This window comes from Mesorhizobium sp. B2-8-5, from assembly GCF_006440675.2.
GTDB lineage: Bacteria > Pseudomonadota > Alphaproteobacteria > Rhizobiales > Rhizobiaceae > Mesorhizobium.
Genome location: NZ_CP083951.1, coordinates 5,187,000 through 5,204,717, shown reverse-complemented (window position 1 = coordinate 5,204,717; position 17,718 = coordinate 5,187,000). Strand labels below are relative to the sequence as shown.

The window sequence follows — 17,718 nt, the reverse complement described above, 5'->3', positions numbered from 1 at the left end:
TGCGGCGATTTCAGGCCGCGGCGGCGCGCTCTATTGTCCTCCGTCCGGAAGGAGGAAACCTTTTTCCGCCGGCCAGGTCAGCCAGACGGAATTGCCTTTGCTCAAGGCCGCGGCCGCGACCTCGTTCGGCACCGAGACGGTGACCTTGGCGCCTTGGCGCGTGGTGAGGTCGAGTTTGGTCGCGGCACCGAGATAGGTCGAGGCGACAGCGGTCGCCGCGATGCCGTTCTCGTTGACCGATGCTTCCGGCGCGATCGACATGTCCTCGGGTCGGATGGCGAGGATGGCGTCGCCCTTTATCGTCTCGGCCTTGCAGCGCATGTTGACGGCGCGGTCCTCGCAGAGCCCGGTCGCGCCACTGTCGGCGGGGCGCACGCCCTTCACCGGCAGCATGTTGATCTCGCCCAGGAACTCGGCGACGAAGCGGTTGGCCGGCCGGTCGTAGACCTCGTCCGGCCTGCCGACCTGCAAGAGCTTGCCGTGGTTGAAGATGGCGACGCGCGACGACAGCGCCAGCGCCTCGCTCTGGTCGTGGGTGACGAAGACGAAGGTGGTGCCGGTTTCCTGGTGCAGCCGCTTCATCTCGGACTGCATCTGGCCGCGCAGGCTCTTGTCGAGCGCCGAGAACGGCTCGTCGAGGAGCAGCACGCCCGGCTCGAACACCAGCGCGCGGGCCAGCGCCACGCGCTGCTGCTGGCCGCCGGAAAGCTGCGCCGGCAGTTTCTTCTCATGGCCCTTGAGGCCGACGCGCTCGACCATCTCGCCGACACGTTGCTTGATTTCCGAGGCGGATTTCTTGCGCACCTTGAGCGGGAAGGCGATGTTCTGTTCCACGCTCATATGCGGGAACAAAGCGTAGCCCTGGAAGACCATGCCGGCGGCGCGCTGTTCGGCCGGCCGGTTTGTTATGTCGACGCCGTCGCTGAAAAGCTTGCCTTCGCTCGGCTGCACGAAGCCGGCGAGGATCATCAGGAAGGTGGTCTTGCCGGAACCTGACGGTCCAAGCAGCGTCAGGAACTCGCCGCGGCCGATATCGAGCGACAGATTGTCCAGCGCTCGGAACGAGCCGAAGCTCTTGCCGATCCCGTTCGCCTTGATTTCTGCGGCCCGGCCGGGTTGCTGCATCCTGGCTCTTTCCTCAGTTCCCAATGAAATCGTAGGCATGGCTGCGGCTCACCGCAACCGAATAGTTTTCGCCTGATCGGCAAATTCGATTCACGTCTGAGAGAGGGAGTGGCGCTGGAACTGCAAATCTCCCCCCTTTGGGCCCCAAGGGGGAGATTGGCTCTCCATCGCCCCGCTCAATCTAAAGCCTGTTCTCCAACAACTTCGCCCTTAGCCAGTCGCTGAACGCATTCAGCACCGGATGCCCGGCCTTCGCATGCTCGAACACCAGGTAATACGAACGCGGCGAGGGGACCGACGCCTCGAACGGCTTGACCAGCCGGCCCTCGCTCAACGCCCGGCGACCGGTCAGCTCGTCGCCCATGGCAATGCCTTGGCCGGCGATCGCTGCCGAGAAGACGAGGTTCATGTCGGAAAAGAAGATGCCGCCTTCGGTATCGGGATTTTCCACCTTGGACAGCGCCAGCCAGCGTGCCCAGTCCTCAGTGTCGGAAAGATGCAGGAGATTGGCGCGCAGCACGTCGGCGGGTTTGGAAAAGCCGCCGATCTTGTTGAGCAGGGTCGGGCTGCACAACGGCGTGAAGTGGACTTCGCAAAGCAGTTCCACCGCCCGGTTCGGCCAGTTGCCGACGCCGAAGGCGATGAAGGCGTCGGCCTCCGGGTTGGAGACGTCGTCGAGCCGCCGCGGCGTCAGCACGGAGAGCGCCACGTCCGGATACATCTGCTGGAATTCGCCGATATGCGTGCACAGGAACATCGAGGCGAAGCCCGGCGGGCACGAGATGCCGAAGGAGCCGCCGACGCCGGCGCCGCTGTTTTGCGTTCCCGCGTCGCCAAGCACGGTCAGCGCTTTCCTGACATCGGCAGCATAACGCTGACCGCGCGGGGTGAGGGCCACACCCTTGCCGATGCGCTGCAAGAGATCGAAGCCGAGATCGCGCTCGAGCAGTCGCAACTGATGCGAGACAGCACTTCGGGTGAGGTGAAGCTCGTCGGCGGCGCGCCAAACGCTGCCGTGACGGGCGAAGCTGTCGAGGGCGCGCAGCGCCTGCGTGGAAGGTATGCGCAAGGGGCCTCAGGTGAACCGAATTTGCACGAACCGGGAAAACATATCACTTTTTGATGAGCCGCTTCACTGCTTTCTTTGAGCCATGGACAAACCGGTGACGACCTCGGCGCAAGAAACCGCGCTCGCCTGCATCGACAACATCCAGCCGCTGCTGTCGGCATGGACGCGCACCATCTTCGATTTCGGCGAGACCGCCTGGCGCGAGTATCAATCGGCCGCCTGGTATGTCGATCGGCTGAAGCGCGAAGGCTTTTCGGTCGAGGAAGGCTCGGGCGGCATGCCAACCGCCTTCTGCGCCCATTGGACGAATGGCGATGGGCCGGTGATCGGCATGTATGGCGAATATGACGCCGTGCCCGGCAACTGCCAGGATGCCGCGACGGTCAAACGCGCGCGGCCGGGCCTGGGCGTCGAGGCCGGCGGGCACACCGATCCACATTCGGGCCTCGGCATCGGCAACCTCGGCGGGCTTCTGGCCACCAAGGCGGCGATGCTGGAGCATGGCATCAAGGGCACGCTGCGTTTCACCGGCGAGCCAGCCGAGAAGGTGAGGGGCTCGAAGCCGATCCATGCCGCGAAGGGCTATTATGACGGCCTCGCCGGCATGATCTCCTTCCATCCCTTCTACATGCTGCCGCTCTGCAACACGGCGCGCTGGGACACGCATTGCGGCGCCGCCTATTCGATGATCTACCGCTTCATCTGCGACGAACCCGAGAATTGGACGCGCGTGGCGAGCGATGGTGCGCCGATCCCGCAGGCGCATTCGGCGGTCAGGGCGCCCGGCGCCAACGATGCGCTGATGATGATGTACATGGCCTCCAAGGCGCTGCGCGATTCCATGCTGACGCATCAGGGCGGCTGGTCGATCAGCGAGGCGATCCTGACGGCAGGGCAGGCGACCGCCGACAATCTGCCGGCGGGGCTGGCCGAAATCCAGTACATGATCCGCGTGCCGACCATTGCCATGGCCGAGCAGGTGACCGCCGTGCTCGACCGCAACGCGGAAGCGGCGGCGAAGATGAGCGGCTGCCGCTACGAGCGCCACTGGGTATCGAAGTCGCGCCCAGGACTGGCCAACCACGCCATGGCCGACATCACCTATCAGTCACTCTCGACCGTCGGCGCGCCGCGCTGGGACGAGGCGGCGAGGGTCATCGCCCGCGAGGTCCAGGTCAACGCCGGCGGCGAGGCGACCGAGAACCCGTTCATCGACGAGCTGGAGCGGCTGATCACGCCGCGCGACGCGGAAGCGATCCTGCGCCGCGACCTGCCGCCGTCGCAGCTGAACTCCACCTCGGACGACTACACCGACATGAGCTGGCACGCGCCGACGTCGCGCTTCTATGTCGCCCGTCCGGCGCTGCGCTCGGCAAACGGCCACGCCTATCCCTCCTGGGTTATGAATGCGCTGGGCGGTATTTCCGCCACCATCGATCCGATGGTGACCTGCGCCGCCAAGACGGTCGCGCTGACGGCGCTGCGCCTGCTGGAAGACAAGGCCGCGCGCGAAGCCGCCATGGACGAATTCGTCAAGCGAACCGGCGGTGGCGTCGGCGGCTCGAACTGGATCGCGCCGCTTTGCGACTACGAACCGCCCATCCATTTCCGCTGGCCGGAATATGTCACCACGCCGCGCGGGCGCGGCTGGTGGATCCCGGCCGCTTCCACCGCATAACTGACCAACAACGACACCAGCTCGAGGAGAACTCCATGACTGTCCATGACCGCATCGTCGCCGAGCCGTTCTCGCTGCAGCGCCGCAACCCCAATGGCGGCACCAAGCCGCTGACCGCGTGGGGCTTCGCCAATGAGACCGACGTGCTGACTGACGTCCTGCTCGGCTCGCCCAATTTCCTGCGCCACCTGTCGACCAGTTCGCTGTCGAGAAAATATCTGCGCGAGGCCCCCTGCAACGTCCAGATCGCGCAGGCGCAGCACAAGGACCTCGTCGCGGCCTATGAGCATTTCGGCGTCAACATCCACTGGCACGAGCCGACGCCGGAACTGCCGATGCAGGTCTATTCGCGCGACTCCAGCGTCATGACGCCTTACGGCGCCTTCATCACCGCCATGGCCAACTGGTGGCGGCGCGGCGAGAACTATGCCGCCATCCGCACCTATGAGAAGCTCGGCATCCCGATCTACGACATGGTGACGGCTGGCACCTTCGAGGGTGGCGACTTCAACGTCATCGAGGAGGGCGTGGTGCTGATCGGCTGCGGCGGCGCCCGCACCCAGGAAGAGGGCGCGCGCCAGGTGCAGGACTGGTTCGAGAAGGAAGGCTGGGAGACGCGTCTTGCCTTCATCGACGAATATTACGTCCATATCGACCTGATGGTGGTGCCGATCGCCGAAAAGCTCACCGCCGTCTGCCTTGCCTGCACCGAGCCCGGCATCGTCGACTGGCTGAAGGGCAAGGGCCACGAGATCATCGACGTGCCCTTCCAGGACACGATGGCGCTCGGCTGCAACTTCATGTCGCTCGGCAAGGATAGGGTGATCGCGCCGACCTCCAGCAAGACGCTGATCGAGAAGCTGAAAGCTCAAGGCTTCGAGGTCGCGGCCGTCGACATGAGCGAAATCTCCAAGACCGGCGGCGGCATCCACTGCATGGCGCAGGCGCTGAAGCGCGTGCCGGCCTAAGGGGCCTTCGAGGTTCGGCGATCGCCCGCGATGAATGTCTATCCCTCTGGCCGCAGGCCAGGGGGGATATTGGTCGCGCGGCCTGTCAGGAGATTGCATCGTTCCGGTTCCGGCCACTCCGATCCTGCGCTAGGCTTCAGCCAACCGAAACAGGATTGCCGCAAGGATGATCGTTCAGGCCTGCATCAACGGCGCGCGACCCGCCGATTTCCACCCCGCCTTGCCGCTCGACCCCGAGGCGATGGCGCGTGACGCCGCCGCCTCCATCGCTGCGGGCGCCGCCGAGTTGCACGTCCATGCACGTGGCGCCGACGGGCGAGAGAGCCTTGCGCCGGAAGCGATGGACAGGACGGTCGCGGCACTCCGCCGCGCCTGCCCGGGCACACTGATCGGCGTCTCCACCGGCGCCTGGATCGAGAACGACGACCTGCGCACGCTTGTCGCCATCTCCGGCTGGCGCGAACTGCCTGACTATGCCTCGGTCAATCTCAGCGAGACGGCCGCGCCCGTGGTCATGGAAAGCCTGCACCAGCGCGGCATCGGCATCGAGGCGGGCCTGGCGTCCGTCGCCGACGCCGAACGACTGGTCGGCCTCGATCATGGCGGCCGGGTGCTGCGCGTGCTGATCGAGATTTCCGAGCAGACGCTGGACGAGGCCTTTGCGGTGGCCGACGGCATCGAGAAGGTGCTGGAACGCGCCGGCATCCGCCGCTCGATTCTGCTGCATGGCGAGAACGCGACGGTATGGCCCTTCGTCGAGCGCGCGGCGGCGCGGAAATTTTCGACCCGAGTGGGATTGGAGGACGGCAAGGAATTGCCGGACGGCAGCGTGGCGGACGGTAATGCGGCGCTGGTGGCGGCGGCGATCGGGATTTATCGCAGAGCGTAGCCACAGCCAATCTCCCCCCTTGCGGGGGAGATGTCCGGCAGGACAGAGGGGAGTGTGAAGGAACGCCAACGCTGGCGACTTTCCATCAATAACCCGCAGACGCAGCAGCTACAAACAGCTGAAAGGTCGGCGGGACAGCACCCCCCTCTGCCCTGCCGGGCATCTCCCCCGCAAGGGGGGAGATCAGCAGTTTCGGGCTCACTGCGTATCGGCGTTGGCCCTCAACTCGGCGCGCTTCTCATCCGACACCACGGCAAGGTCGAGCACCTTCTGCAGGCCTGCCGCGTGCCGGAAGGTGGGTTCGGCCTGCACGCCACTCCTCACCGCCTCGACGAAGCGCTGGTAGTTGGTCGGCACCATGCCGGCATCGAGCTCCTCCCATTTGGCGTTCTCGACGTTGCTACCGACACACGCCTTCAGCATCGAGCCATCGAGATTGTGCACCACCTCGATGGCGCCCTTGTCGCCATGGATGCGCAGGCGCAGTTCGTTGATGTGGCCGGTGGCCCAGCGGCTGGCATGCACCACGCCGAAGGCGCCATTGGAGAAATCGAGCGTCATGGCGAAACTGTCGTTGGCGTCGAGCTGGTACTCGCCGATGCGGTTGTCCGGCGCCTTGTCGAAGGCGCGCAGTCGGCAGAACACATGGTCGATATCGAGCGCCGCGCCATAGCTGGCGAAATCGAGGATGTGGATGCCGACATCGCCGAGCACGCCGTTGGAGCCGTGGCCGCGCGACAGCCGCCATAGCCACTTCGGATCGGTGCGCCAGTCGCCCCAGAATTTCGACACCAACCAGCTCTGCAGATAGGAGGCCTCGACATGCCGCACCGTGCCGATCTCGCCGGCCTGGACCATCCGGCGCGCCTTCTGCAGCGCGGCCACGTTGCGATAGGTGAGGTTGACCATGTTGACGATGCCGGCGGCTTCCGCGGCATCGGCCATTTCGCTCGCCTTGCCGAAATTTTCCGCCAGCGGCTTTTCGCACAGCACCGGCTTGCCGGCAGCGACCAGCGCCATGGTGGTCGAGTGGTGGATGCGGTCCGGCGTGACATTGGCGACCGCGTCGAAATCGCCCCAGTCGAGCGCCGCCTCCAGCGAGGTGAAGCGCTTCGGAATCTTGAAGCCGTCTGCGTACTCGCCGACACGTTTTTCATCGACATCGACGGCCGCCGCCAATTCCACGCCCTCGATGGCGCCGAAACGGCGGGCATGTTCCTGCGCCATCCAGCCGGTACCGAGTATCAAAAGCCGCATTTTCTGCTCCTCCGAGCGATTTGGTTCGATTCAATCATGTGGGGCGAATGTGAGCCAGGCGCGGTATCCGCGCAATCCCAAGCGAAGCAGGGAAGTGCTTTTTTAGCGGAAGCCGGCCTCGCCATGCGCGTGCAGCTTGGGCCCGCGCTCCTCGATCGGCTCCAGCGCTTTCTCGACCGGCACGTTCGGCGCATCGAGGATGGCCGGCTTCGACCCATGCGGGTTGTGCGCCCACTTCACCGCGTTGCGCAGCACTTTCTGGACCGTCGCATCGTGATAGGTCGGGTAGGTTTCGTGTCCGGGGCGGAAGTAGAAGACATTGCCGGCGCCGCGCCGGTAGGTCAGGCCCGAGCGGAACACCTCGCCGCCCTGGAACCAGGAGATGAAGACTGTTTCCAGCGGCTCCGGCACGGCGAACTGCTCGCCATACATTTCCTCGTTTTCGAGCTCGAAGAATTCGCCGACGCCGTCGGCGATGGGATGGCTGGGGCTCGTCACCCAAAGCCGCTCGCGCTCGCCGGCCTCGCGCCATTTCAGCGTGCAGGGCGTGCCCATCAGCCGCTTGAAGATCTTCGAGAAATGGCCGGAATGGAGCACGATCAGCCCCATGCCTTCCCAGACACGTTTTGCGACGCGCTCGACCACCTCGTCGGTCACCGCGCCATGGTCCTTGTGGCCCCACCAGACGAGCACGTCGGTTTCGGCGAGGCGGGATTCCGGCAGGCCGTGCTCGGGCTGCTCCAGCGTCGCCGTCGAGGCGGAGATGGCCTTGTCCGCATTCAGCGCCTTGGCGATGGTCGCGTGCATGCCTTCCGGATAGATGCCGGCGACCACCTCATTGGTCCGCTCATGGATGTTCTCGCCCCAGACGACAGCGCGAATTGTCATGGATAGCCTCGTGTGTGATTGGGAGCCGCCCCGCGCCATAGATAGCGCCTTCGCCCGGTATTGAAAGCGGTTTTCGACCTTCGCCTCGCTGTGCATGGAGCCCGGCATGAAAGTCGCCTTACCAGCCAGCGATATACGTCCTTATGCTTCGACGTTAATTCAACCCTCGCACAGCCAATTGGCAAGCGCCGCGCCTCGGTTACAATGTCCGCCATGGGCGAAGTGCTTGTAGGGACAGCGATCTTTGCTTGCCTGGCGGGGGCCTCGCTGGTCAGCTTGATGGTGCACGAGCGCTTCCCCGCTCACCACCTCAGGGACGACACCAGCGCGGTGGTGCGGCTTGCCGCGAACCTTTTCGTGGTGATGTCCTCGCTTATGCTCGGTCTGATGATCAACTCGGCCAAGAACACGTTTGAGTCCATCAACGGCAACGTACACACCTTCGCCACCGAGATTATTCTGCTCGACCGAACACTCCGGCATTACGGGCCGGAGGCGGACAGCGCCCGGCAGTCGCTCGCTGCCTATGTCCAACGCGTCGTCGACACCTCCACCGCCGACAGCGACACAACCGTCGTCCCGAACAGGCTGTCGGAACTGCTGCTCTATCAGGTCGGAGACATCCTGGCGGGATTGACGCCCGCGGATGCCAAGCAGACCGCCGCGCAACAGGCTGCGACGCAGCAACTCCAGAAGCTGATCGAGCAGCGCTGGATACTGGCCGAGCAATCCGAGGGCGCCATCCCTGCGCCGCTGATCGTGCTGCTCGTGGCATGGCTGACGCTTATTTTCGCCAGCTTCGGCTTCAGGGCACCGCACAATGGCACCGTCGTCTTCACATGCCTCGTTTCCGGAGCGCTGGCGGCGGCGGCGGTCTATTTGATCATCGACATGGACAGTCCCTTCTCAGGCCCGATCCAGGTCTCGTCGACGCCCCTGCAAAGGGCGCTGGCTGAACTAACGACGCAATGAGTTCACCGGCTAGGTTGCCCCGCCAATTCAATCAGCAGCCTTGCCGCCACCTCGGCGCCGTCGGTGCGGATCTTGCCGGCCACTGCCGCAGCACGCGTGCTAGTTTCGGGCGCCAGCGCCACATCCAACGCCGCCGACAACGACTCCGCGCTCGGCACCGCACCGTCATTCGCCCCTATGCCCAGTTCTGCCACCCGCCGCGCCCAGTAAGGCTGGTCGCCGATCTGCGGCACGATCGCCTGTGGCGCTCCCGCCCGCGCAGCGGCAACGGTCGTGCCGGCGCCGCCATGGTGGATGACGGCGGCGACGCGGCCGAACAGCGCCTGCTGGTTGACCTCGCCGACGGCGAAGCAGTCGTCGCGGTCGTCGACGGGGCCGAGCTCGGCCCAGCCACGCGCGATGACCGCGCGAAGGCCCCTGGCGCGGATCGCTTCGATGGCAGTGAAGCCGGCTTCCCTGGCGACCGATATCGAGCCGAAGCCGACATAGACAGGTGGCGGGCCTGCATCGAGAAAGGCCTCCAGGCCATCAGGGAAGGGCCGCTCGTCCGGCAGGATGAAGGCGCCGGTCTGGACGGCGTCGATCAGGTCCGAGTCCGGCCATGGCCCGAGCGTCGGGTCGCAGGCGAGCAGGACGGGATTGCCGTAGACATAGTCCCGGACATTTTCCACCGGGAGCAGCCCGAGCGATGCGCGCTGGCCGTTGACCGCCTCGCCGAAGAGCGCGTTCTTGGTTCGGATATCCATCTCCCACAGCAGCCGGTTGTCGGTCACGCCGGGCGGCAGCGGATGGCTTGGATATTCATGCGGCCGGTTGTGCGGCGACGGCAGCCAGACGGGGCAGAACGTGCCGAGCATATAGCGCATGCCGTGTTGCTCCGCGACCATTCGCGCGGCGGCGCAGGACGGGAAGAGCCCGAACGCCAGCACGGCGTCGCAGCCTTCGGCGGCTGTGCTAAGCGCCTCATATTGCCTGGCGACGATCTCGGCCGCCTGGGCGGAAATCAGCCTGGCCCGGTCCTCGGGCGACGCCGATCGCGACCGGTTGATCATTTCCTTCGCCCATTCGCGCACCGGCGCGAAGGCCGGGGCCATCGTCACGCCGGCGCGGGCCAGGAGGGCCGCAAACTCCGCGTCGCCTGGCGCGCTCACTCTGGCCTCGACGCCGTGCGCCTGCAACGCCGCGCCCAGCGCCGCCAGCGGTTCGACGTCGCCACGCAAACCGTAAGTCGACAACAGGATACGCATTCCGTGCTCCGTTGTGGTTTTTCGGAGCAGCGTTGATACGCCATGGCCGTGGGCTTGCCGCAAGCCCGGGCTGCGCCATATCTACCTTCTGGGAAGGGTCGTTATCGCTTCCTCCGATGAGGTTGCGATCGTCGCCATGGCTTTAAGCGACGGCAAACACCTGGGCGCGTCTTGGCGCCAAGCCCTTCGGATCAGCAAGTGGGGATCGATAACAGCCGGCGACCAGCGCGCCGGCCCGGTTTGGCTTAACCCTGGCGGCCTTCCTGGGCGACCTGGGTGGGGGACCTTGTGAGCCGCGGGACGACGACAAGACGCTTGATCTTGCCCTTTTTGTAAGCGGCGAGGAAGCGGTGGTAGTCCCTGAAGACGACGCAGCCATTGGACTCGGCGCGGCCGCCGCGCAGCATGTAGGTATGCGCGAGCAGGCCGTTGCGGCCGTATTTGTTCCTGCCGCTGGCCGGCGTCAGCCGGATCGCCTCGACGCCATGGAAGCGCGATTCACGGATGGACAGATTGTATGTGTCGGGCGGTGTCGGACCGACATTCTTGCGGTCCACGAAGCGTGGCTGGTCGACCATCGAACCAAGTCCCGAATGCGCCTCCAGCTTCGAGCCGTCGGGCATGTAGACGGTCCTCGCCGAAATATCGTAGACAGCGACGCCATTGCCCGTGGAGGGACCGTTGAAAAGATTGCGGAACGCGCTGCCGAGGCCGCCTCTTTCCGGCGTGTCAGGCTTGGCATAGGCGAGCATCTCTGACGCCTGCGCCTTGCGCTTGGCGGGCTTGGAGTCGGCCCCGAGCGGCTTTGAGCCCGGCACGCCCGGCAGGGCCTGGTCGCCGTTCCTGGGCGAGACCGCCGTCGGCGCGCTTTGCGCGGTGTCGGCCGGCTGCGGCTTGGCCCTGGCCGTCTGCGGCTTCGCGGTCTCTGGTTTCTGCGGCTTGGCCGCGTTCTGTTCGGGCGCCTCGGCAGCGCGCTCGAGCGTGGTGCGCGGGCGAAGGCCGGGCACGGCGATGGTGTCGGGCAAATCGTCCTGCGGCGGCAGCGAGGCGACCTGGTACTCGCCGTCCTGGCCGTTGTCCGGGGTGTCGGCGACATTTGGCGCGTCGCTGTTTTCGAGCGCGACGGCGGTTGGAACGTCCGCCGTATCCTCCTGCGCCACGTTGGCAAGCGCCAGCGCCAGTTCGGAAGCGCCGGCGATTTGGGCCGGCTGCGAACCGAAGCGGGCTTCCGCCGGGGCATCCGGCTCAGTGCCGCCGAAGCGGCTGGCCGAGGGCAGGCTGGCAAGCAGGAACGGCGCGTTCTCGGCGCGGGCAAAGGCTTCGGCAAGCTTCTGCGGCGAAAGCGCGGCCTTTTTCACCACGCCGTCGAAACGGTCGGCGGCTCCGGCGGCCGAAGCCACCACCATCACCTTCTCCTGCGCGACGCTGTCGGGCGCCGGCAGCCTGAGGCGCGCCATCTTGCCGTCGTGGCCTTCATTCTTCGGTTTTTCAGCAGCTTGGCCGTTATGTCTGAAGCTTGTCGCGAGGCTGAAACAGCCGGCGTCGCAGCCACCGATGAGCGAGCCCGCCTGGTAGCCGCCATTGGCGGAAAGGCGCGGCGCCCAGGCGTTGGCGATCAGCCGGCGCTGGTCGCCAAGCGCGATGTTGCGCGGCGAAAGCAGGCCTTGCGGCAATCCATTGGAAGCTGCGGTCAGCGAGGTGCTCACCGAATAGAGCCCCGCCAAGGTGGCGACAGACCATAGGGCGAGAGCGGCGCCGACAGCAGGCACCACGACCCAACGATGACCAGACTTTTTCGAAGTTACCCCCCCATCAGGAGCGTCACCCCGGCTTTTCAAACGCAAAAACGCCATACGACCACTCTCAATCGGCATGCCGGTTTGCGGACCTGGCACCCGTCACGATCACAGTTCGCTGGTGCCCCCTGCACCTTCACGCGTCTGTTGCCGATTGATTCAAAAGATGGACAAAGATGGTTAACCAATCCCTCCACCAATCGCCGATTTGGCGACGGTCCATACGAAAAAAGAGCTCTCAGTGGTCTGCGCCACGGTAGAAATGCTCTCCCTCACCCGACTTGCTGCCCGTTTTTCCGGCCCCTGTCAAGAAACCGTAAAGGCTGGAACCGCAGCGTCTTCAGCCGGCTAGAGGTGGATTTGGGTCAAAATGCGACGGCTTGCAGAGTAGCGGAACAAGCCAGCCGCGAAACCTTTGGGCCTGGCGACGCGGCTTCTGGGTGGCTGGCGGCCAGTTGTTTTTGCGAAAATCACCCCAAAAAAGTCACCCGCCTGCCATCGGAACGATCCCAGCCCCGGCCTTAGGCGAAGCCAAGCCTGATCGGCTGCCTCGCTTGTCCTTGGACTGGCGCTTCATCAGGCGGACCGATGGCGGAGCACGGTTCGCCACTCATGCCAGATCAGCGCCATCACCACGGCATCGAAGAAGGTCAGCACCAGCAGGCCTGGCGAATGCGTGTAGGAGTAGCGATAGACCTGGTAGGCCATGAAGGCGCCGAGCGCCGCCAGCGAGGCCGGGTAGGACCAGAGCTTGCCGCGCAGCAGGCCGATAACCAGAAGCAGCTTAATCAATCCGTGGCTGAGCAGGTAGAAGGCATAGAACTCCTTGCTCGCGACGGAGAACTCGGCGGCCATACGCGACAAATGGGTGGCTATGAAGTCGTTGGGATCCTCGACCAGTTCCTCCTGGGTGAACATGTTGACCCAGGAAGCGATGGTTTCGGTGGTGACGAGGTAAAGCAGGACGGCGCCGATGCACTCGATCAAGGCATGGGCACCTTTTAGCCATACGCTGATCTCAAAGAGCTGGTGAATGCGGTGCTCGCCGGCGGGCTTCAACGATCGACCTTACTTTTGGACCAGGGACATCAGGTAGGAATGGACGCTTCTCTCACGCACTGGATCAGCGCGGCTGCCGGCATCAGCCCCCTCCTTGATAGGACAATGATCGCTATCTCACAATTCGGCGTGCCGCTGATGGTGATTGCGGTCGCCATGCAATGGTGGTCCAGGGACGATCGCCTCCACGTGCGCCATGCCTGCCTGTCCGCCGGCCTTTCCTTCCTGATCGGGCTGGCGATCAACCAGGCGATCCTGCTCTTCGTCCATCGGATCAGGCCGTACGACGCCGGCGTCACGCATCTTTTGATCGCGCCCAGCGCCGACTGGTCATTCCCCTCCGATCACGCGACCGCCAGCATGGCCATCGTCGCCGCCTTCGCCATGCAGGCGCTGCCGCGCCGTACGCTGGCGCTGTTCGTGATTGCGTTCGTCATCTGCTGGTCCAGGATCTTCATCGGAACGCATTATCTCAGCGATGTGATCGGCGGCGCCGCCACCGCCGCCATCGGAGCGCTGGCGGTCCGGCTGACCTATCGGGAGAATTCACGGCTCGACGCCTTCGCCACAAGGATCCTCTGAACGCGCCGCCAAGGCGCCCGACTGCGGAGCGGGATGATGGGACGGCGCATCACAAAAATGACGCCTGGCGTCTCAACCGCGCGAAATCCTTGGGGATTGCCAGGCGCTCCACCAGCCTGGTCAGGCCTTGGTGCTCGCCAGTCATTCACTTGCTGCCTTGCTGTACGGCGCCCGGCACGATCAGCGCTCCCTGGTCCGGCCCCGAATATTTGAAGCCGATAAAAAACAGGGCAATGATGAAAACACAGATTGCCAGCACCGTGACGAGGGTCCTTCCCGGGTTTTCGGCTGGCGGTCTGTCTTCCATGGCAATTCGCCTCGGGATCTAAACTCGGCGACAATGCCGGGGTTCCCGCGCCTCACCGGCGTCAGGGCTGACGCCTCGCCACGAAATTCTTAGAGAGGCGGCTCCGAGCCCGCGGCGCGCATCACAAAAATGACGCGCTCGCTCCGCTATATGCTAGGCTTGATGTGCCAAAACAGGGTTCATCGTTATGGATGCCAGCGAATTGCAGGCCATAGGCGATACGCTGATGCGCGTTGTCACCCCCGATATGAAACCGAAAGACCTGCTCAAGGCGGTAAGAAAACTGCATCCGGATGCCAAGAAGAAGGACATCGCCCGCGCGGCCTTCCACGCCATCATCGCCAATGCCGACCAGGATCTGGGCAAGTCGCGCAATCTCCAGGCCTTCGCGCTTGCCGAGCGCACCCAACAATCGGAATAAATTGCTGCGAATTGTAACCTGGGGCTTGCCGGAAACTTAATAAGCAATCTCTAATTTAATAGTTCGGCCGGCAGCTAGCCCCAACCGGTAATTAGATCCCATGACCAAAAACCTCGGCAATGCCAAACCCAGTGCTCCTGCTAAGGAGATAAACACCTCGCTGTTCAGCAAGGCCGCGCCGGCGGTGTTTCCGCTGGTCGTCGCGGCGCTCGGCTATCTCGTCGGCCGGCATTTCTTCGGCTTTTGACGCGGCCGGCTTGCGGCGCGCGTTATTTCCGGTCAATCCGATCGCAATTGGCCAATGACAATTCGGCCGTCTTGACTATGCCCTTTGGTCCTAGGGCCTAGGTCGTTCTTGTCCTTGGCCGGCCCCAAGCGCATCCTCACGACAGCCGGCGGCCTCGCAAACTCCGGTCAGGCCCGGCCGCCGAACCCAGTATCACCCCCCAAGGCTGCCGGGCCGCCGGCGCGCGGCGAGTTGATCACTCTCGCACGGCCAAGTGACGGGCTGCGCGATCCGCAGTTCCGTTCGGACGCCTTCCAAATCCGCTGCCGACCGAACGCCATGGCGAAGTCGAATTCCGCTGCGCGACGTGCAATTGCTGCGCCATACTCGTTTTTATTCGTGAGGCTTCGCAAACAGGTCGAATAACGGCGAGCCGCTTTGCACTAAAAATCAATAACCCCTGCTTTTCGGCAACTCCAGGCGCGCTAGATCGTATTGGGTCGGAGACAGGCAATTCTTCGAGCGAAGAGCAGGAGCTGTATATGGTAACAAGCGAGCCAGACAGTGTCCGCGTAAAAGCCGTCAATAACCAATGGATCGTGCGCGTCGTCGACGGCGGCAGGCTGACGCAGCAAGTGTTCGATGTCCACGCGCAGGCCGAGGTCTTCGCCGAGGAGGAGCGGCTGCGATTGGGGCTGCCCGGGGAGCCTCCGGCGGAGGAGCCGGTCAGGCCGCTGGGAAGTGGGCGGGCTCGCTGACGGACCGCGGGGGATTGTTGTCCAATGAGGATCGAACGGCTCGCGGATAGCAGACGCCGGCGGTTGGCCCAGCTGCGGCATTGAGAAGGCCAGCGCGCAGAGGCAGGTCGCGCCGCCTACCCCAGATGCTCGGCTCTCAGCTTCTGCTTCATCCGCTCAAGCGCCGGCTGGCCGCCGGCCGCCAGCTCATCCGCTATCTGCGCGAGCTTGTCGTCTGCCTGTCGATATTTGCCGCCCCATGCGCCGAGCGTGGCGAGCACCGGCAAAAGGTCGATGCCGGCATCGGTCAGCCGATAGATCGCCTTCAGGCCGTGGCTCGGGTCGTCGCTGCGGGTGAGGATGCCTTCGTCCTGCAGCGTCTGCAGCCGCTCGGCCAGCGTGCGCGACGAGATGCCTTCGTCGGACTGCAGGAATTCGCGAAAGTGCTTCTTCCCGGCGAAGATCAGGTCGCGGATGATGAGCAGCGTCCAGCGGTCGCCGAGCAGTTCGAGCGACAGGTTGATCGGGCAGCCGGATCTTCCCTTGGTCGACATCGGTATGGTTCCATTTTTAAATCACTTTACTATTGACATCGTTCTCGCGTTGCGTCAAATGGTTCCGAAAGTAAATCATTTGAGCACAGAGGAGCGTCATGAACCAGCAAGCGAACCGCACGGTGGTGGTCGTCGGTGCAACCAGCGAGGTCGGCGCCGAGGTCTCGGCAAAGCTGACCAGGGCAGGGCATGCGGTACGCGGCGTCGCCCGCAGCCTCGGCGTTGCGCTTGATGACCAGGCGGCGCTCGACGCCGCCTTCTCGGGCACCGACGGAGCCTATGTGATGATCCCCTTCGATGTCACCACGCCCGATCTGCACAGGTTCGAGGACCAAGTCGGTGCACGGCTGGCATCATCCATCGCCAAGGCCGGCCTGCGCCGCGTCGTGCTGCTCAGCGGCCTCAATGCCCATCTCAGAATGGGTACCTCGCTTGGCGCCGCTCTGATGGAAGAGCGGCTTGCCGCACTAGGCCTGGAGGAGCTCGTCTATCTGCGCGCCTCCTTCTTCATGGAGAATTTCGTCAAGGGCATGGGCTTCGTCGAGCAGGCGGCGTCCGGCGTCTTCGCCTCGCCCTTCCGCGGCGACCTGCCGATGCCGTTGATTGCCGCCAAGGACGTTGGCGGGCGCGCCGCCGCCCTGTTGAGCGCCGAACATTTTCTGGCCCGGCGCGTCGTCGAATTGCACGGCGGCGGTTCCTACACGCTCGAACAGGCCACCACGATCCTGGGCCGGGCGATCGGCAAGGATGTCGCCTATCATGAAGCGCCGTTCGCCGAAGCGCGGGCCGGCATGGTCGCCAACGGCATATCGGCGAGTTTTGCCGATGCGCTGGGCGAAACGGCGGCAAGCTTCAACAGAGGCGAGCGCTGGGCGCTGGAGGCACCCTCAGCCGAAAACGCCACGCCGACCAGCTTCGAAGCCTGGGCGCAGGCTTTCGCCCGTTCGCGCTGAGCCGCCTGAACCTTCACGGCAGAAATTCCTAGCGAGGAGACCCAAAATGAAAAAGCTCATCCTTCAGATGCAGATGTCGGTCGACGGCTTTGTCGGCTCCGATGAGGATCGTCGCTGGCAGCTCTGGGAATGGGGCGATGACAATGCCTGGGACGAAGAACTCAAGCAGGATTTCAACGCTGTCTTCCAAACAATCGACACCATCCTGTTGAGCCGCAAGATGGCTGAGGAGGGGTATCTGACCCATTGGGGCAACGCGGCGAGAAAATACCCGAAGGATCGCTTCTATGCCTTCGCGCGATGCATCGTCGAGGCTGAGAAGGTTGTGGCGAGCGACAAGCTCGAGGCTTCGCGCTGGGAACGCACCCGCGTCGTCAGTGGCGACCTGCCGCGCGAGGTCGACGCGCTGAAGCAAGGCGCGGGCGGCAACATCGCCGTGTTCGGCGGCGCGGGCTTTGCGGCCGCGCTGATCGCCGCCGGCTTGGTCGACGAGTTCCAGCTCTTCATCAATCCGGCGGTTCTGGGCAGCGGCCGCCGCATCTTCGAGAAGGGCGGTTTTGCCAAGCTGAAGCTCCTCGGCTCGAAGCCCTATGCCAGCGGCATGGTGGTGAGCCGCTACGCGCCGGCACAATGAGGAGCGACACCGAGGTCGCGCCGGCTTGAATCAATCCGTCAGTGCGTCTTCTCAACCGCCTGTTTGGCCGTGCCTTTCGCGCATCGGCGGCGAGCCGCCTCCGCTGACCAACCGCAGGTGCGCGCCTGGCCGGCCGGGTCGTGGCCAAGCCGCCTGGTCGTTGCCCGCGGCGACGAACCAGCGGGCCTCGCGCGATGTCAGGCCGATAAGCACCCGGCCGGCATACTCGGCAGGCGCGCCATTGCCCGCATCGAACACCGCCCAACTGCCGCCGGGCGGCTCCTGCACCGCGACGAACCTCATCGCAGACTCCATCTGTGAAGAGGTAGGCAATATAGCAGGCGCGACTTGGCGTT

Annotated in this window: 20 protein-coding genes; 10 read left to right on the top strand and 10 right to left on the bottom strand. The window is 64.5% G+C overall.

Going from position 1 to position 17,718, the window contains the following annotated elements; genetic code table 11:
* Positions 1 to 30 precede the first annotated feature (30 nt).
* Positions 31 to 1,125, bottom strand: coding sequence for an ABC transporter ATP-binding protein (locus FJ430_RS25750; RefSeq protein WP_140703338.1), 1,095 nt, complete (start codon positions 1,123 to 1,125; stop codon positions 31 to 33).
* 181 nt (positions 1,126 to 1,306) lie between these two features.
* Entirely contained in the window at positions 1,307 to 2,194 is an 888-nt protein-coding gene (locus FJ430_RS25745; RefSeq protein ID WP_140703340.1) for a LysR substrate-binding domain-containing protein, read from the bottom strand.
* Between the two features lie 82 nt (positions 2,195 to 2,276).
* Between FJ430_RS25745 and FJ430_RS25740 the strand changes: the two genes are divergently transcribed.
* The 3 genes from FJ430_RS25740 (at position 2,277) to FJ430_RS25730 (ending at position 5,729) form a co-directional block, all read left to right on the top strand.
* Positions 2,277 to 3,872 (top strand): amidohydrolase, encoded by a 1,596-nt coding sequence (locus tag FJ430_RS25740; RefSeq protein WP_181175238.1) that lies wholly within the window; start codon positions 2,277 to 2,279, stop codon positions 3,870 to 3,872.
* A 35-nt stretch (positions 3,873 to 3,907) separates the two neighbouring features.
* The gene (locus tag FJ430_RS25735; RefSeq protein WP_140703345.1) at positions 3,908 to 4,840 is read left to right on the top strand and encodes a dimethylarginine dimethylaminohydrolase family protein; all 933 of its coding nucleotides are present in this window, start codon (positions 3,908 to 3,910) and stop codon (positions 4,838 to 4,840) included.
* A gap of 166 nt (positions 4,841 to 5,006) precedes the next feature.
* Positions 5,007 to 5,729, top strand: coding sequence for a 3-keto-5-aminohexanoate cleavage protein (locus FJ430_RS25730; RefSeq protein WP_140703347.1), 723 nt, complete (start codon positions 5,007 to 5,009; stop codon positions 5,727 to 5,729).
* 198 nt (positions 5,730 to 5,927) lie between these two features.
* On the opposite strand, the gene FJ430_RS25725 is transcribed toward FJ430_RS25730, so the two are convergent.
* Both FJ430_RS25725 and FJ430_RS25720 read right to left on the bottom strand, forming a co-directional pair.
* The gene (locus FJ430_RS25725) at positions 5,928 to 6,986 is read right to left on the bottom strand and encodes a Gfo/Idh/MocA family protein (RefSeq protein WP_140703349.1); all 1,059 of its coding nucleotides are present in this window, start codon (positions 6,984 to 6,986) and stop codon (positions 5,928 to 5,930) included.
* Between the two features lie 102 nt (positions 6,987 to 7,088).
* Entirely contained in the window at positions 7,089 to 7,874 is a 786-nt protein-coding gene (locus FJ430_RS25720) for a ThuA domain-containing protein (RefSeq protein WP_140703351.1), read from the bottom strand.
* 213 nt (positions 7,875 to 8,087) lie between these two features.
* Between FJ430_RS25720 and FJ430_RS25715 the strand changes: the two genes are divergently transcribed.
* Positions 8,088 to 8,846, top strand: coding sequence for a DUF4239 domain-containing protein (locus tag FJ430_RS25715; RefSeq protein ID WP_226891918.1), 759 nt, complete (start codon positions 8,088 to 8,090; stop codon positions 8,844 to 8,846).
* A gap of 2 nt (positions 8,847 to 8,848) precedes the next feature.
* Here FJ430_RS25715 and FJ430_RS25710 read toward each other — a convergent pair whose 3' ends face one another.
* From FJ430_RS25710 to FJ430_RS25700, 3 genes are all read right to left on the bottom strand, one after another.
* A complete protein-coding gene (locus tag FJ430_RS25710) occupies positions 8,849 to 10,093 on the bottom strand; it encodes a glycosyltransferase (protein ID WP_140703353.1) in 1,245 nt (414 codons plus the stop codon).
* A 245-nt stretch (positions 10,094 to 10,338) separates the two neighbouring features.
* Complete coding sequence (locus FJ430_RS25705) at positions 10,339 to 11,946, bottom strand: tlde1 domain-containing protein (RefSeq protein WP_140703355.1); 1,608 nt, start codon at positions 11,944 to 11,946, stop codon at positions 10,339 to 10,341.
* A 519-nt stretch (positions 11,947 to 12,465) separates the two neighbouring features.
* Positions 12,466 to 12,876, bottom strand: a complete 411-nt coding sequence (locus tag FJ430_RS25700) for a DUF2127 domain-containing protein (protein WP_413467802.1) — start codon at positions 12,874 to 12,876, stop codon at positions 12,466 to 12,468.
* A gap of 111 nt (positions 12,877 to 12,987) precedes the next feature.
* Between FJ430_RS25700 and FJ430_RS25695 the strand changes: the two genes are divergently transcribed.
* On the top strand, positions 12,988 to 13,530 hold the full coding sequence (locus tag FJ430_RS25695; RefSeq protein WP_140703359.1) for a phosphatase PAP2 family protein: 543 nt from the start codon (positions 12,988 to 12,990) through the stop codon (positions 13,528 to 13,530).
* A 145-nt stretch (positions 13,531 to 13,675) separates the two neighbouring features.
* Here FJ430_RS25695 and FJ430_RS25690 read toward each other — a convergent pair whose 3' ends face one another.
* Positions 13,676 to 13,837 (bottom strand): hypothetical protein, encoded by a 162-nt coding sequence (locus FJ430_RS25690; protein WP_181175239.1) that lies wholly within the window; start codon positions 13,835 to 13,837, stop codon positions 13,676 to 13,678.
* A gap of 226 nt (positions 13,838 to 14,063) precedes the next feature.
* Between FJ430_RS25690 and FJ430_RS25685 the strand changes: the two genes are divergently transcribed.
* The 3 genes from FJ430_RS25685 to FJ430_RS25675 all read left to right on the top strand — a co-directional run bounded on the left by FJ430_RS25685 (position 14,064) and on the right by FJ430_RS25675 (position 15,242).
* The gene (locus FJ430_RS25685; RefSeq protein ID WP_319022991.1) at positions 14,064 to 14,258 is read left to right on the top strand and encodes a hypothetical protein; all 195 of its coding nucleotides are present in this window, start codon (positions 14,064 to 14,066) and stop codon (positions 14,256 to 14,258) included.
* A 100-nt stretch (positions 14,259 to 14,358) separates the two neighbouring features.
* On the top strand, positions 14,359 to 14,505 hold the full coding sequence (locus FJ430_RS25680) for a hypothetical protein (RefSeq protein ID WP_181175240.1): 147 nt from the start codon (positions 14,359 to 14,361) through the stop codon (positions 14,503 to 14,505).
* Between the two features lie 521 nt (positions 14,506 to 15,026).
* A complete protein-coding gene (locus FJ430_RS25675) occupies positions 15,027 to 15,242 on the top strand; it encodes a hypothetical protein (protein WP_140703363.1) in 216 nt (71 codons plus the stop codon).
* Positions 15,243 to 15,358: 116 nt separating this feature from the next.
* Here FJ430_RS25675 and FJ430_RS25670 read toward each other — a convergent pair whose 3' ends face one another.
* The gene (locus tag FJ430_RS25670) at positions 15,359 to 15,775 is read right to left on the bottom strand and encodes a winged helix-turn-helix transcriptional regulator (protein WP_140644987.1); all 417 of its coding nucleotides are present in this window, start codon (positions 15,773 to 15,775) and stop codon (positions 15,359 to 15,361) included.
* 98 nt (positions 15,776 to 15,873) lie between these two features.
* Between FJ430_RS25670 and FJ430_RS25665 the strand changes: the two genes are divergently transcribed.
* Both FJ430_RS25665 and FJ430_RS25660 read left to right on the top strand, forming a co-directional pair.
* Entirely contained in the window at positions 15,874 to 16,728 is an 855-nt protein-coding gene (locus tag FJ430_RS25665) for an NmrA family NAD(P)-binding protein (protein WP_140703365.1), read from the top strand.
* Between the two features lie 46 nt (positions 16,729 to 16,774).
* Positions 16,775 to 17,362, top strand: coding sequence for a dihydrofolate reductase family protein (locus tag FJ430_RS25660; RefSeq protein WP_140703368.1), 588 nt, complete (start codon positions 16,775 to 16,777; stop codon positions 17,360 to 17,362).
* A gap of 51 nt (positions 17,363 to 17,413) precedes the next feature.
* On the opposite strand, the gene FJ430_RS25655 is transcribed toward FJ430_RS25660, so the two are convergent.
* Positions 17,414 to 17,665 (bottom strand): hypothetical protein, encoded by a 252-nt coding sequence (locus FJ430_RS25655; RefSeq protein WP_140644984.1) that lies wholly within the window; start codon positions 17,663 to 17,665, stop codon positions 17,414 to 17,416.
* Positions 17,666 to 17,718 lie beyond the last annotated feature (53 nt).

Coding starts and splice junctions, on each gene's coding strand:
- FJ430_RS25705 (WP_140703355.1), bottom strand. CDS start 11,946: ATGGCGTTTTTGCGTTTGAAAAGCCGGGGTGACGCTCCTGATGGGGGG.
- FJ430_RS25695 (WP_140703359.1), top strand. CDS start 12,988: ATGGACGCTTCTCTCACGCACTGGATCAGCGCGGCTGCCGGCATCAGC.
- FJ430_RS25660 (WP_140703368.1), top strand. CDS start 16,775: ATGAAAAAGCTCATCCTTCAGATGCAGATGTCGGTCGACGGCTTTGTC.
- FJ430_RS25685 (WP_319022991.1), top strand. CDS start 14,064: ATGCGCGTTGTCACCCCCGATATGAAACCGAAAGACCTGCTCAAGGCG.
- FJ430_RS25655 (WP_140644984.1), bottom strand. CDS start 17,665: ATGAGGTTCGTCGCGGTGCAGGAGCCGCCCGGCGGCAGTTGGGCGGTG.
- FJ430_RS25750 (WP_140703338.1), bottom strand. CDS start 1,125: ATGCAGCAACCCGGCCGGGCCGCAGAAATCAAGGCGAACGGGATCGGC.
- FJ430_RS25680 (WP_181175240.1), top strand. CDS start 14,359: ATGACCAAAAACCTCGGCAATGCCAAACCCAGTGCTCCTGCTAAGGAG.
- FJ430_RS25690 (WP_181175239.1), bottom strand. CDS start 13,837: ATGGAAGACAGACCGCCAGCCGAAAACCCGGGAAGGACCCTCGTCACG.
- FJ430_RS25710 (WP_140703353.1), bottom strand. CDS start 10,093: ATGCGTATCCTGTTGTCGACTTACGGTTTGCGTGGCGACGTCGAACCG.
- FJ430_RS25670 (WP_140644987.1), bottom strand. CDS start 15,775: ATGTCGACCAAGGGAAGATCCGGCTGCCCGATCAACCTGTCGCTCGAA.
- FJ430_RS25740 (WP_181175238.1), top strand. CDS start 2,277: ATGGACAAACCGGTGACGACCTCGGCGCAAGAAACCGCGCTCGCCTGC.
- FJ430_RS25665 (WP_140703365.1), top strand. CDS start 15,874: ATGAACCAGCAAGCGAACCGCACGGTGGTGGTCGTCGGTGCAACCAGC.
- FJ430_RS25675 (WP_140703363.1), top strand. CDS start 15,027: ATGGTAACAAGCGAGCCAGACAGTGTCCGCGTAAAAGCCGTCAATAAC.
- FJ430_RS25715 (WP_226891918.1), top strand. CDS start 8,088: ATGGGCGAAGTGCTTGTAGGGACAGCGATCTTTGCTTGCCTGGCGGGG.
- FJ430_RS25735 (WP_140703345.1), top strand. CDS start 3,908: ATGACTGTCCATGACCGCATCGTCGCCGAGCCGTTCTCGCTGCAGCGC.
- FJ430_RS25720 (WP_140703351.1), bottom strand. CDS start 7,874: ATGACAATTCGCGCTGTCGTCTGGGGCGAGAACATCCATGAGCGGACC.
- FJ430_RS25725 (WP_140703349.1), bottom strand. CDS start 6,986: ATGCGGCTTTTGATACTCGGTACCGGCTGGATGGCGCAGGAACATGCC.
- FJ430_RS25730 (WP_140703347.1), top strand. CDS start 5,007: ATGATCGTTCAGGCCTGCATCAACGGCGCGCGACCCGCCGATTTCCAC.